This is a genomic window from Synechococcus sp. MIT S9509 (genome assembly GCF_047303035.1).
Lineage (GTDB): Bacteria > Cyanobacteriota > Cyanobacteriia > PCC-6307 > Cyanobiaceae > Synechococcus_C.
Window position 1 is genome coordinate 452,554 of sequence record NZ_CP138940.1, and the last position, 12,719, is coordinate 465,272.

19 protein-coding genes are annotated in these 12,719 nt (G+C 46.6%); 11 read left to right on the forward strand and 8 right to left on the reverse strand.

Annotated features, from left to right (window positions below):
• Nucleotides 1-1,114: 1,114 nt before the first annotated feature.
• From SIB73_RS02525 to SIB73_RS02540, 4 genes are all read left to right on the forward strand, one after another.
• Complete coding sequence (locus SIB73_RS02525) at nucleotides 1,115-1,582, forward strand: hypothetical protein (RefSeq protein ID WP_413439699.1); 468 nt, start codon at nucleotides 1,115-1,117, stop codon at nucleotides 1,580-1,582.
• Between the two features lie 340 nt (nucleotides 1,583-1,922).
• Nucleotides 1,923-2,132 carry a hypothetical protein gene (locus SIB73_RS02530; protein ID WP_413403190.1) on the forward strand — a complete coding sequence of 70 codons (210 nt, stop codon included), beginning with the start codon at nucleotides 1,923-1,925 and terminating at the stop codon, nucleotides 2,130-2,132.
• A gap of 661 nt (nucleotides 2,133-2,793) precedes the next feature.
• Nucleotides 2,794-3,003: a hypothetical protein gene (locus SIB73_RS02535; RefSeq protein WP_413403188.1), complete on the forward strand. Its 210-nt coding sequence runs from the start codon at nucleotides 2,794-2,796 to the stop codon at nucleotides 3,001-3,003.
• A 135-nt stretch (nucleotides 3,004-3,138) separates the two neighbouring features.
• A complete protein-coding gene (locus SIB73_RS02540; RefSeq protein WP_413403184.1) occupies nucleotides 3,139-3,420 on the forward strand; it encodes a hypothetical protein in 282 nt (93 codons plus the stop codon).
• 530 nt (nucleotides 3,421-3,950) lie between these two features.
• Here SIB73_RS02540 and SIB73_RS02545 read toward each other — a convergent pair.
• Nucleotides 3,951-4,145, reverse strand: coding sequence for a hypothetical protein (locus SIB73_RS02545; RefSeq protein WP_413403182.1), 195 nt, complete (start codon nucleotides 4,143-4,145; stop codon nucleotides 3,951-3,953).
• Nucleotides 4,146-4,795: 650 nt separating this feature from the next.
• Here SIB73_RS02545 and SIB73_RS02550 point away from each other — a divergent pair.
• A complete protein-coding gene (locus SIB73_RS02550; protein ID WP_413403180.1) occupies nucleotides 4,796-5,848 on the forward strand; it encodes a fatty acid desaturase in 1,053 nt (350 codons plus the stop codon).
• 151 nt (nucleotides 5,849-5,999) lie between these two features.
• Nucleotides 6,000-6,224 (forward strand): hypothetical protein, encoded by a 225-nt coding sequence (locus SIB73_RS02555; RefSeq protein ID WP_413403178.1) that lies wholly within the window; start codon nucleotides 6,000-6,002, stop codon nucleotides 6,222-6,224.
• 585 nt (nucleotides 6,225-6,809) lie between these two features.
• Here the strand turns inward: SIB73_RS02555 and SIB73_RS02560 are convergent.
• Nucleotides 6,810-6,962, reverse strand: a complete 153-nt coding sequence (locus tag SIB73_RS02560; RefSeq protein ID WP_413403177.1) for a hypothetical protein — start codon at nucleotides 6,960-6,962, stop codon at nucleotides 6,810-6,812.
• A 192-nt stretch (nucleotides 6,963-7,154) separates the two neighbouring features.
• Nucleotides 7,155-7,991 (reverse strand): alpha/beta hydrolase, encoded by an 837-nt coding sequence (locus tag SIB73_RS02565; RefSeq protein ID WP_413403175.1) that lies wholly within the window; start codon nucleotides 7,989-7,991, stop codon nucleotides 7,155-7,157.
• Nucleotides 7,992-8,359: 368 nt separating this feature from the next.
• Here SIB73_RS02565 and SIB73_RS02570 point away from each other — a divergent pair, with 368 nt between their 5' ends.
• The 5 genes from SIB73_RS02570 (at nucleotide 8,360) to SIB73_RS02590 (ending at nucleotide 10,439) form a co-directional block, all read left to right on the forward strand.
• Nucleotides 8,360-8,578, forward strand: coding sequence for a hypothetical protein (locus SIB73_RS02570; protein WP_413439700.1), 219 nt, complete (start codon nucleotides 8,360-8,362; stop codon nucleotides 8,576-8,578).
• Between the two features lie 201 nt (nucleotides 8,579-8,779).
• A complete protein-coding gene (locus SIB73_RS02575; RefSeq protein ID WP_413403172.1) occupies nucleotides 8,780-9,238 on the forward strand; it encodes a hypothetical protein in 459 nt (152 codons plus the stop codon).
• A gap of 351 nt (nucleotides 9,239-9,589) precedes the next feature.
• Nucleotides 9,590-9,769, forward strand: coding sequence for a hypothetical protein (locus SIB73_RS02580; protein WP_413403170.1), 180 nt, complete (start codon nucleotides 9,590-9,592; stop codon nucleotides 9,767-9,769).
• Between the two features lie 141 nt (nucleotides 9,770-9,910).
• Nucleotides 9,911-10,141, forward strand: coding sequence for a DUF1651 domain-containing protein (locus SIB73_RS02585; RefSeq protein WP_413403168.1), 231 nt, complete (start codon nucleotides 9,911-9,913; stop codon nucleotides 10,139-10,141).
• A gap of 28 nt (nucleotides 10,142-10,169) precedes the next feature.
• On the forward strand, nucleotides 10,170-10,439 hold the full coding sequence (locus SIB73_RS02590) for a hypothetical protein (protein WP_413439701.1): 270 nt from the start codon (nucleotides 10,170-10,172) through the stop codon (nucleotides 10,437-10,439).
• Between the two features lie 473 nt (nucleotides 10,440-10,912).
• On the opposite strand, the gene SIB73_RS02595 is transcribed toward SIB73_RS02590, so the two are convergent.
• The 5 genes from SIB73_RS02595 to SIB73_RS02615 form a co-directional block, all read right to left on the reverse strand.
• On the reverse strand, nucleotides 10,913-11,164 hold the full coding sequence (locus SIB73_RS02595) for a hypothetical protein (protein WP_413403165.1): 252 nt from the start codon (nucleotides 11,162-11,164) through the stop codon (nucleotides 10,913-10,915).
• 112 nt (nucleotides 11,165-11,276) lie between these two features.
• On the reverse strand, nucleotides 11,277-11,456 hold the full coding sequence (locus tag SIB73_RS02600; RefSeq protein WP_413403163.1) for a TSUP family transporter: 180 nt from the start codon (nucleotides 11,454-11,456) through the stop codon (nucleotides 11,277-11,279).
• Nucleotides 11,457-11,474: 18 nt separating this feature from the next.
• A complete protein-coding gene (locus tag SIB73_RS02605) occupies nucleotides 11,475-11,654 on the reverse strand; it encodes a hypothetical protein (RefSeq protein WP_413403161.1) in 180 nt (59 codons plus the stop codon).
• A gap of 27 nt (nucleotides 11,655-11,681) precedes the next feature.
• Nucleotides 11,682-11,810, reverse strand: a complete 129-nt coding sequence (locus SIB73_RS02610) for a hypothetical protein (RefSeq protein WP_413403159.1) — start codon at nucleotides 11,808-11,810, stop codon at nucleotides 11,682-11,684.
• Between the two features lie 5 nt (nucleotides 11,811-11,815).
• Complete coding sequence (locus tag SIB73_RS02615) at nucleotides 11,816-12,043, reverse strand: hypothetical protein (protein ID WP_413403158.1); 228 nt, start codon at nucleotides 12,041-12,043, stop codon at nucleotides 11,816-11,818.
• Between the last annotated feature and the right edge of the window lie 676 nt (nucleotides 12,044-12,719).

Below are 12,719 nucleotides of genomic sequence, written 5' to 3' on the forward strand. Positions count from 1 at the left end.
CCAGTCATCGTTAGGCACAGTCAAATCTCAAGCTCTGGAGGAAATCTTTGCAACTGTTAGTTGTTCACGGTACATGGAGATATGACTAAATGAGTTGACACCAACATGAAATCTACGCATTCCTTTCTTTTGCGCAGCAGATTGAATTCACAAGAGAATCGCATTGTCCGCTCATTTCAATACCCGAAGAGTATTACGATGTCGCCAACGATTGAGAATCAACCCGCTGAGTTGTCAATCCTTTTCATCCTGAAGTGATCAATTTTCAGAAGTTAATCAAAGATTTCTTATGAATTCCTGGTGCAACAAGTCGATCCCTCTCGCAAGCATTCGCAGCAAGCAACAGCTAATAGGATTTTGACATGTAGTCCAGAGCACTTAAGTTATGTAAGGATTATTTTCTCCACGTCAGAGATTGCGATATAGATCTTTTAATTCGAAGGATCATTATGGATTTACCGAAGTTCAGTTTGAGCAAGAGGGATGCTGGACTGCTTGATGATTGGTGGAAAGGGCGCGTCAGATACTTGCTTATAGAGCAACAATTTCAGGATGCTGATGCTCTTTGTCGTGAGTTTGACGTTTGCGAGACCAATGCCTAGCTATTAAGATTTTTTCTTGATTCAGATAGATCTATTAGCCCTTTAATATTAATATGAATAGCTTACTCTTCTTTGAGGCCTGTTTCTCTCAGTATCATCTTTGCTATTCAAGGTAATGCTGACAATAATTGTAATCTTAAATTTTAATTCTGCTGAGGCCAAAAATCATGCTCTGTCTTGTTTACGGCTTCTGATACTTTGTCGAGAATGACCTTTGTCAAGTTGAATGCAACCACTGGCAATAGATTGGTCTTTGTGTTTATCTGTATAGTGTTGTAATGCAGAACTATCCGACTGTCGGGTCACTAAACCGCTTTCAGTAAGTCAGTGTGCTGCAGTTCTGTGCCAGTATCAGCATTGGTTCCGCATTGATATCTTTGATCATCCGGATGGAATAAAGGTCGTCTGGGATTAGGTGCTAACGATCTTGAATTTTTCTTTTGGGCATCTCTGTTAAAATTATGGTATTCAGATTGGTAAATGTCTGCACCATTTGAAATTAGCTTTGAATGATGATCAGTAACAAGCCGAAAGACAATCGAAGATGGGAAGAAAAATTTTATTCCATCAAAGATGATTTCATTGAAGATACAAAAGATTATGCAAGGTATGAGAGTGGTTTTTACTGGAACGACAAGCTGCATTCGGGATTGCTATTGCTTTCCAGCAGGTTAGTCAATAAATACCAGCTGAAAATGCACGAAAGCGATGATATTTGCCTTTGGATTAATGATTGCAAGTTAAATGAATTGGACAAGGCTATTTATTTGAAAAAATACGACTTTGCATTTTATATTCACCACGCGGAAGCTTTTTCCATGACCAAGGACGGACTTGACTTTTCAAGTGGTAATTACACTCAAACCCCTCATGGTGAATGCTACTCTCATGAATTTGTTGCTTGGTTTAATGATTTCAATCCTGAAATGCTTGAAGAAAGTGATGAAGACATAGTTATTTTGAAGTGGTGTGACAGTTAACAGCTTTTTGTGAGAGTCAAGCTGGTTTTTATTGGCTTTTTTATGGGCCTACAAGTATATAAGTTGCTGCTCAAAAAATATGTATCTCGATTTGTGTCCAGCAGTTTGAAAGACCTGCCGGCAAGCAGTCACATTCCGTGAAAGTATGTTTTGCTGAATCTAATGAAACGTAGCTTATTGCTTGATCTGACCTTGAGGATGCTTCGATCTCATTTCAGGCATTTGCTTGGCAGAATAGTAAAGCGCTAGAATTCTGAATCTATTCGCTGCGTAGCACAGTATTTAAATTTCACACAGTTAACTCAGTGATGTTTTTTTATTACGCCTAAAAAACTGATTGATGGTTTTGCACAAGACAAACTTTTTAATTCTTTATTGGGTCGATGGTGTTGAAGTGTCGGATGGTGATTACTCAACGTTGAACGAAGCCATGCTGAGGTTTGAGTATTTAAAAAATCATTGTCAAGATTGCTTGCCTGATGGAGTTACAGCAATTGAACTGGTGGATCAATATTTTGATGCCATTGATCATTTCAATCCCATGCATTGAATAGAATCGGTGGTCATTGGTTAAAAAAGTTTTCTTGAGCAGGTCTTTTAATGACTGTCACATTCGTTGGTTCAGTTCAATCAATATATCTAAATAACATTGATTGTCATATGCGATGCATGATCAAAAGCGCAATAAAGATAATGATTGAGTTGATTGCCAAAAAGCCCGTTATTAGTTTTGCTTCGTGATTCATGTCATCATTTTCGCTTACCTTTGCTGGTGACTGTGGCTTGAAAACTGTTGTGATTTTGAAGATTTTTGATGTATGGATTGCGCATCATGTGCACTTGTTCGTATGCCCCTTTTCAGACGACGTCCCTAGCGGTTCACTCCTTGCTGAATGATTCAAATGGTTTGCATTACCAGGTCGGAATCAAGCTGTTTTAATAATAAGGTTCGAAATTTATTCGCTCTGTCTTCTTGATTGAACTTGGTTCTGTTTTCAAAAATCATTAAAGCTCTAGGATTTACCATTATTTTTAGATTTGTCCAAGCGTTTTCTGAATCAAGATTAAACCTATCTCATCAATGATTGAGTTGCTCTGGCATTTGAACGTTTTGTTCAGTCAACGTGCTGGTTTGCTTCATGTAGAGCGAATTATGGATCTTTGTAGGTTGTTTTTGCCACCAGTTCATCAGTCTGGTTCAGTCTGGAATCATGACTATGACCCTTCAACTGGCTGTCGCACGCGGCACTGCACGTGGCCTGATTAACGGCACCTCCGCTGCTGGTTATGGTGATGTGATTTGCCTGAGACAACTGCTTCTGCGTGAAGGAGAGCATGGTTTGGCCTCTGACCTTCTCGTTCTGGCCAAGGCAATGTCTCCTACAGCTGCAGAGCTATCCGAATTCGGCCCTGCAGCCTGAATAGTGTTGACAGAAATGCACTTGCCAGGAGTGAGCGCTTTTTATGTTGATTTGTTTTTTTCAGCTGCTGATTTCTGATTCTGTAAGCCGTTTGTTCTCTCACTGGCTATCTATTGGTTTGCCTTAGTCAGTATCATGTCGGAGCAATCTGAACCGAAAATCGTTGATGTCACAGCAATCGTTGATTCGCATCCTTTATTGGATGAGGATGATTTTCATGGAAGCGTGGCTGAAAGGCTGAAGCACTCCAAGGAGTTTGCGGCTCTTGTCTGGGATGCTTCCAAGGAATATGTACAAAAAATGAATCTCACTGCTGAAGAGAAAATCTCTGTTAATACTTGGCTTACTTCTAAGAAAGATAAATTGCAAAAAACAATTGTAGAAAAGTTGCATGGTCTGCACAAAAATGATTCTTAATCGACAAAACAAGTTTTTAATTTATTCCGGCTTCGCGAACTAAGTTCAATTGTTTGCTGTTTGCTGTTTGCTGTTTGCTGTTTGCTGTTTGCTGTTGACTATCGTATTTTCTGCTGGGAGTGCTGCTTATTAACTCACTGCTCTTGTTTTCTTGAGTATATATCGTTTCTGCTTGATTTAATTGTGATTTTCAAAGTCACCTCATGTTGCGGACAGGCTCTGTTTGTTTGCTTTTGCTATGACCTGCAAGATTGATTCAATTGATGCCGCTTCGATGTTGGCTAAGACCAAAATCGGACAGGTTCAGTCTCCTGCAATCGATTGAAAATTCTGAAAGTCCGTACGGCTATGTCTTGGGATTGATGCAGTTTTGCTCTGCCGATTGATTAATCAGAATCAAAGTTACTTAAAATTCTTCAGATGAATTATGGTTTGCGTACTAGCATTCAAGTCAATTTTGGGTCTAAAGTGTAAGCAATAAATTATTGTCTGACCATTAATTGACATCGTATCTGCATGAATTACCCAACTTAAGCTGCTTTTGGTTCACGTGTTTGATTTAACTCAGATGATTCTTCATTGAGATCACTGAAGCGTTCACCCTCTTCGATGGCATACAACTTGTAAAGAGCCATGGCCGCCTCGTTCCAATCCTCTTCTTCAACGGCTTCGAGCATCTGCTGAAAGCAGAGCACATTGATAACTTCCAGATCGATCGAATCCATTTGCAAGTCAATTCTCTGATAAACCTAACGGCATTCCTCTTTGGGTCCAGCGATTAAAGTGGTAAAGAGGTTGAAGATTTTCCTGTCTGGTTGCTTTTGTTGAATAGCTCTCGTAGATACTGCGTCGAATTTGTTTCAGAAGCGAATCTGGATGCAACCTTCTGGATCTGCTGACAGCGGTGTTTCGATGCTTCTCTGTTGCACAGCGCTCAGATCTTGTGCTGACCTCAAGTGAATTTGCGAGATCGATTGCATGAGTATGTGTACGTGACTGTGTAGTACGTGTTTCTTCAACGCCACTTTTCAATGCACGATCAAGGTCAATGTGCATGAACGGTTACATAGGCCTGTTGGCTCCAATGCGAATCGACTTGTTCGGCTGAACCAGTTCAGACAGAGGGTTTCGCATCTGACTGAATTCATGCGACGTTGCCACTGGCCCTGAATGAAATCTGTCCACTGATGCCTCCATTTGTCGCTTGGATGCCGTTGTCTTGAAAATATGATCCTCTTTTACCAGGGATATCCGTTAAAGTTTTCTTTTAAAGCTTCATACAAAATCAAAATGCAATCACCAATTGAATAGTTTTATCAACCGTTCTCAAAATCCGAAGTCTGTTCGCAGAGTTGATTTTGAGCTCAAGCCGTACATGTCAAGCGATAATCGTATCGCTTTATGGCAAGTTTTAAGCACGACTATTCCTCTTTGTTTTTGCATATGGGGATTGATCGTCTTTACTTCGTCATTCAGCTTGCTATCTTTTTTGATGGCTCCTGTATTTTTTGCTCTGATCGTTTTATTGATGAGTCGAAGCTTTTCGCTGATGCACGATTGTGGGCATCAGAGTCTTTTTCGCTCTAAAAGGTTAAATCGAGTCGTTGCCTTCTTTTTGAGCATTATTCATGGAATGCCTCATCATCCATGGTCAAGAGGTCATGCATTCCATCATAAATATAATGGTAACTGGGACCGATATAGAGGGCCCTCGGCATTGACTACGCGTGATGAATATAAAAGCAAGAATTCAAGTTCTAGGTTCTTTTATCGTCTTTTGCGCCATCCCATTCTTCTTTTCCCTGGAGGTTTTTACTATCTCATCATCAAGCCAAGAATTGCTCTTCTACTGGGATTTCTTGAGCTTATCATTGCTGTTTCTGAAATGGTTTTTTCTGATCTTCGCCATGGGAAGTGTACTAATCTGCTGCTTTTTGTTGACACTCATCAATCCAGTTATTTTTACACCAGAGAAGAAGTTTATGACACTGTTTTGAACTCCATGTGCTTGCTCGGATGTTGGGGCTTTTTAGGTAGTGCGATAGGTCATTTTTATTTTTGGATTCTGTATTTCTTGGTAATGAGTACAAGCGCTGCGATCATGATCGCAGTCTTTTTCGTTCAGCATAATTTTCCTGGCTCCTATGCTAGCGATGAGTCGAATTGGAGCTATTTCAAGGGAGCAATCGAGGGTTCCTCTTTTCTGCAGATGCCTCCAATCTTGAATTGGTTTACTGCAGATATTGCTTATCATCACATACATCATCTCTCTGAGCGGATACCCAATTATCGACTTCGAGATTGCCATCGAGCTAATCTCCATCTTTTAGATGACGTAAAGCCTCTTTATTTGCATGAAATTCCTTCGTGTTTCAAGTTGATATTGTGGGATAACGTCAAACTTGAGCTTGTGCCCACTGGTATTTAGTTGCTTTTTTATAGTTTTAATTGATATTCGCATTGATTCCAATGGTCTCTCCCTAAGGATTTGGTTGGTGTTTTCACTTGCATCTGCAATCAGGAAAGGTCTGAGCGGATGAAGCAGAAATTTCGCGATGACATCGAGCCCTGGTTGACGGATGTCTGTTGATCTCAGCTCAAGGTTGATCATGGTGTCCGGCATCGTTGCTGGACTCCGTTGCCTGGCTGTTGTGATCGCCGCTGGCTTGATGACGGCATTAGCTGTCTGGGAAGGCCTCATGCAAGTCCATGTGGCTTCTCCAATCCCAATGCAGGAGCCACTGAGCCGTCAGCCGATCTTCACATTGCAGTCAATGGACGGTGCTCCTGTGAATCGTCAGTAAGGATTGTCGATCCGACTGTTCATTCACCGTCTGATTTGACTGGATCAGTCTGCAGACGCCTGGCACAAGCTGTTTTGCTATTCCAGATTCTTTCAGGGTATTTCCACTTAAAATCTCTTCGCCCTTTGCTGGACGTTTCAGGCAATTTTTGCGGAAAGAGGGAGTGTGACGTCTCCCTCTCCCCAGCACGCATGAGCCGGCTGCTCGACTTGCCTCTCATGACACTCCATAACGTATCAAATCGTACGTTCCTCTGCATGAGTCCCAAGGTCGCTGGTCCCAGGTCCCTGCGGATCATGTCGATGAGCTCCCGGTTTGATCGTTGCATTCGCTCACGGTAGACCGTACCTCTTGCTGGATCGGTAAACATTTCGGTGTAGAGATCGCTGCAGAGTGGTGATGTTTGCTTGGTTATTTAATGATTGTTTCTAACGGTTGCTTGGCTTTTCGAGATGGCTGCTAACTGTCAATGCATGCCTTTAAGAAAAGACGTGTTTCCTGATAGTTCAATGTCGAGCTCAATTAAGACTCCGTATTGGTTTTAAGCTTCGGCCCTGTTGTATCACTGCTTCGTTTTGCCCTGCTTCAGCCAGCGAGTGAAAGCGCAATATTGACCAGGGCCAGCCCGCCTAAAAAGAAAGCGGCCAGCAGCGAGGATTCGGGAAAGAATTTCGCCAATGCCAGCCCAGCACCCATGAATGTGGACGAAACCAGAATTGCCGTGACATCTACGGGCATCGTTCATTGGGCCTTTGTTCAGACCTCTTTAACAGATGACGACCATTCGGGCTGTCAGCTTCGACGCAAGTGCGAGCAACTGGCTTTTGATGAAGCCCCCTCAGCATCGATGCTCGTCTCACGTTGTTTTGAGTGCATGAAAACATGCCAAGGCGGACTTGAACTTGATCTGTCACCGTGCTTCGCCTGTGTTCAAGGTTGAAGCGCTGCGATCCAGTCCTTGATGCACAGGACGCATTCCTCAGATGACTCGTAGGGGAGAACGTTCCTGCCGGGGATCGTGCTGATTGAAGCGTTGGGCATTTTTTCTCTGTAGGTACGAAGTCGCTGGTTGAGATCGTCCCAGCTTTTTGACGATCCGATTCCCGTGGCGTCCGTTCCGAAAATGATCTGTACAGGAATGTCCAGTCCCGTTAGCTGAGGTTCCCAGTCACGCCGCCAGAAACCTGCGAGAAATGAATACACCGCCCAGCGTGTCTCCATGGCTCGTGACCCCTCCCTGAGCATCTGAAGCCATTCAGCGTCGACCGCCTCAGCCCTGGCAAACAAGTTGTTCCTGGAAAATTTGTCCAGAAATCCGCGTCGTCGGGCGTATCGGTAAAACAGGTTGCCGAACGCTCCATTGAAAAAGAACCGCCAGAGCCATCGTGCTCGGCTCAGAGAGACGTTCTGCTTCAGGACTGGCCAGCCTGGTGGGCTGATGGCCACCAAAGCGCTGACCAGTTCTGGAGCCTTGGCCAGAAATTCCAGGGCTATGGGCAGTGAAGCTCCTTGCGAGACCAGAACGACAGGTCCTGAGTGTTGTTCCTGAATCAGATTGATGAGCGGATCAGCCCAGTCTTCCGGTGTGATAGGTCTGGCAGGGCACGGTGCGGTCCCGCAGCCGAGAAGATCTGGAGAAATCATGACGGGTGTGTCGTTTCCCCTTTCCCAGACACCGACGAAGCGATCCCAGAATCTTGAAGACAGGCCAACGCCGATGGGATGAATCAGGAGCAGTTGCGGTTCAGCGGATTGGGTGCTGGTCAACGTCAGATGCGATGGAGGAGATCCTGATTGTGATCAAGCGAATGTCTCAGCGTGACCTTCCCCTTGATTTGCAAGGATCTGCGTCAACCGCAACTCTTGCCGCTTCCTTGCCGCACCACCACGAGCTCGGTTCAAGCATCCAGCCTTCCACTTTCAGTGGCCAATTCGACCTGTCATGCACGTTGTCCTGCTGATGCGTCGCTCAGGCATGGTTCGCATTTCCTGGTTGCCAGCCCTGCTAGCTCCACCTGAATGGGTGAAGGAATTGCGCTGAAGAACGCCCGGATGGGTGATGGACTCTTTGATGGAAATGGAGATAGTGGATTGATCCGGAGATGATCATCTCTTTGTTTTTTATTTGTTTTGTCATGACGACTTTTTTTGACTTTGTGGATCGTGTACCAGCGATCGATGCTCTTTGCTTTTATGATATTGCTAAGAAAAATATTCTTCAAAGTGAGTTTTTGGCCTATGGGTTTAATCGGCGTCGTGATTTTTTGATGATGATTGCTCGCAGAAAGTGTAAGCTTGTGGCTGATATTCACTGGCTTAACCGCTGTTTTGCTGTCGAATCTGCATCTTTCTAAAGACGCTTAGCGCAAAGGGGCTGTCATTCCCCCAGTGTTTCATCTGCAGAACAGAGGGTTTCGGTTTGGATGGCACCAATGGTTCAGTTGCCTGATCCGTCTTCTCAGCTTGCTTCCTGCGAGAAACCTTGTACAACCCACCACTGCGAAAAATAAAAACCGTGGCCATCCTGGATGCATGCTGATTTCAGGGTCAGTCGGATGACCATCGCACCAACAGATTTCAGAGAGGCTCATTTGAGGGTATGGGATCTGCTCGAGTCCGGTCTTGAATCCAATTCATGTTGGCGACAGATGTTTCTCGACTACGGACTGCTTGCCACAGTCGGTTTCGACCAGCCATTTGATGAGAATGACGACAAGGTATGTGAGTTGTCAGAACAGCTTGATCTTCCTTCAGGCGTTGTGTTCGGCGAGGTTCGCTATTTCATTCGTCAGAACTGTCTTTGGACAACAGACGAGCTTGTCGCGGATATGGACAATGTTTTGAATGTTCTCAGTGAGAACGGGCGCCCTGAGCAGATCGTGGACGGTCTGCTCGATTTTTCTCCCTACGCAAAGCGTCCAGCTGTTCTGCATGCACTGCGCTTGGCTGTCGCAAAGAGAGATGATGCCAATCTTTTTCTACCCTTTCTTCCTAAAAACGAACGACAGGGATAATTGTGCCGTTGCAGTCTTTCGCTTCTGATCAACGTTCTTTGCTCAATAACTGTTATTGATTGACTTCATGGCTTATGAATCAAGTGTGATGGTGTTTGTGTTGCGTTACTTTTTTGAACCTGTGCAGGTAGCAAATGAACTGGCAACTGTTTTCTGCCTTCGGCTAGAGCAAATGCAGGAGCTCTCGCCCTGTTAGAGGTGACTTGGACTTGAGCTCAGGCGGTTTGGCCAGTACCAGGTCGGATCGTCCTGTCTGGACGACAGCGGAATTTGCTCTATCAGTTCAATCCCTTTTGAGATTGAACCTCGCAGTCATTCAACTTGGATAACAACAGGATCGAATTCTGCCCCATGGCAAAAGACCAGATTCAAATCAATATTCCTGCCTCTGACTTCTCAAAGCTCAGGGCTGCGCTTTGCAGGGTTGGTTGCGGCAATACTCCAGATCCGCAAGAGGCGGCTTTGCTTCATCAGTTGATGAAAATCCTGGAGAGCGAACAGGAGCAACTGCTGGGAGGCACTCTCCCTTAATACTCCGTGGTGGTTGGCGCTGCCTTGATGTCCCTCCCTTTTCAGCTTGGGCAGGAGGCACAACTTGTACTTATTTGTACTGAGCTGGGCATCAGGTAGTACGCCCCTCTATCGATAAGGACGTCATATCAGCAAGTGAAGATGTCGGATGCCTGGCTTGAAGATCCCAAGACGCACTGGGCAATGAGGTTCCATCAGGAATCCCGCACCCCTGATGGAGAGGTGCAGGTGGTTGTGGAAAACGGCAGGCCCATGCCCCATAGTCAGCCAGCTCTGATCAAGTCACGCATCCATATGGCCTATGCAGATGCTGTGTCCCTCTACAGAGAGCTCCAGCAGATTGGCTGGTTGCATTGTCCAGCCTTCTGGTGAGGTTCCTTGGAGGCCCTGTGTGTCCAGTATGACGACAGATCCCATCTCGGCAGTCTTGGAGGGCGTTCAGCTCAGTTCTGAGGACCTTGGCGGTGTACACCCCTGGAAAGCGAGTGATGAGGACATCATCAGCGCTTGTATCCGTCTCGTTGAGGACTATGGCATCAGCCTTCAGGCTGGTGATCAACACTGCAGTGACACTTGTTTTGGTCTCGGAGGTGACGACCGGTTTATCTACTTGAAAGCTGAAGACGAGGAAGGAAATCCTGTTGTTTTGATTGAATTGGCGCTGGACTGAATGTTCAACAAATGTTCTGTGCGCGCTTGTGGATGACGCAGTTGTTAAACGGACGCCCCTCCATGAAGGGTTTGCTGATGTGTGCTTCTTTGACATCACCAGTCCAGGCAGCATGAGCTCAGGCAACTGTTCTGTGATGTGTAATCTTTCAAGCATGGCTACTGACATGCGCTCAGGGGGTGCAACTCTGAGACCATGGTTCCGTTGATGGAACACCTGCAGGCCCTGGGATGCGGCTGCGCTTCTGACAATCAGCTGACCATTGTCATTTCAGGAGCAGTTGGTGGTGTGGCAAGGCCATGACTTCAATCTCAGATTGAAAGTGCACTTACCGGGCTTGCTGGTCATTGGCTTGCACCGATCAGATCTGACTTCTGCAGTGCAAGTCTGGGGTTTCAGTAAAGCTGTGAACTGTAGTGTTTGAAGGATCAGGTTCCCTCCGGTTCAGTCGAAGCGGATCCTCTTTTGTCCATTCATCTGGGAGCCAGCTGGAAGCCTGGACCCGGCCTCACAGGGATCCCACCGTTGCAGAAATTTGAAGCAAAAACTTCCTTGTCCTGCACTGACCAGTCCGGTTTGGCTTTCTCGTACCAGGCAATACTATCTCGGTAGCAGACATTCCAGTTGCTTGATTGTTTTGCAATTGGTCTCAGATAAGCAACACCAAAAATGGAACTTACTGTTGCAATAATTGCACAGATTGTTAAAAGACGGTTGTTGATCATGTTATGAGGATCTGACATTTTCAGGGATTGTTCAGCTGCTTCTTTGCTAGCGAGACCCAGAGAACCGGCCCACTCGGATACGCCACCTGCCGTCTCCCTGAGGGCTTTCAGCTCAAAGGCTTCGGATCAGGAGTGAGGCTCCCATCAGCAGTGCGAGCCATTCGAAGGCGCTTTTGACAAGCCTGCTGCCTTTCCTGAGCGACAGGTGAGCACCGAAATATCCCCCTGCCAGAGATCCCGCAATCAGTGCCGGGATCCAGTTCCAGTGGATTTCACCGCTGAAACCGAGCACCAGTGCGCCGGTCCCGTTCTAGGCCAGACCGACGAGAATCAGGGGGTGTGCAACCGCTTTTGGATAACTCAGGCCGAACCAGCGCACCAGCCACAGCGTGACAAAGAGACCGGAACCTGAGGTCAGTGACCCGTTCAGGATGCCGATCATGAAGATCACAGCCACTCCGATCAGTTTTTGCAGCCTGTTGTGACTCACCGTCCGGTTGCTCTTTCCGAGTTCCGGTCAACGGCTGGAGTACATCCCAAGCAAGAGTGTCAGCAGGCCGAGTCCTGCTGTGGCGACGTCATTGGGTATGGCCAGTACGCTTCGTGCCCCGATCAGCACTCCAGGCAGACCCCCCAGGAGAATCAAAAGGCTTAAACGGGAATCGAGGCTGCTGGCCCGCAATGGCGACCAGCGGCGCCAACCCCAAGCGCCACGCTGGCCAGTTTGTGTGTGGCCAAGGCCGAGGCGAAGGGAAGCCCAAGGAGGATCAGTGCAGGCAGCTGAATGAGGCCCGCACCTCCGCCAGCAAAAGCTGACAAGGCATTGGCGACAACAGCAATTGCAGTGAGTGCAAGCTGCAGCAGTAGCTCAGTGGCCATGCAGGAATATCGGCTCAGACATGGGAAAGAAACGTTTTCTCTTTCAGAACTCCGCACAGGTGTTGTCGAAGGCCTCTGCTGACGTCAGTGATCGATGCAACGTCAAGCCATGGTGGACCCCGGCATCCAGGCAACCTGTTGAGGTCATGTCCACGAGTTGTCATCACCCGATCAGCCAGCAACACCTGAAGATGCTGGATCTCAAGGCATTAAAAAAGCCACTGCTTGGGCAGTGGCTCATGTCTTGACTCGGGTAACCCCATCACCCGGCCCTGATAAGGCAAGAGTAGGGTTCAATCCTGTGGAATAGGTAGCCAGGAACACCCTGTCATCAATTTCAGGCTTGGTGCACCATATGTGGCGTTGACGGGACGTATTGGTAAGACCAAAATGTGAATCCCCATCACCCTGGCCCGACTGCACCAGCAGTGGGGTCTTTTTATTGCTGAGTCCGGGTGAGGATGGAGGTCACGGGCTGGAACAGTCTCATCGCTGTGGCTTGTGTCGCGTTTCGAACCATGGTTGGCCCTGCAGAAAATCTGCGGGAAGCACGACCTGTCAGGGAGACAGGCATTCTCGCAACCCAAAATCATCGCTGAACCGGGCAATTGCGAGCTGCAGGCACGCCTACTGTGAGGCGGAGTCATTTGCGCTGGTAGCAGTCGCAAATTTCAGA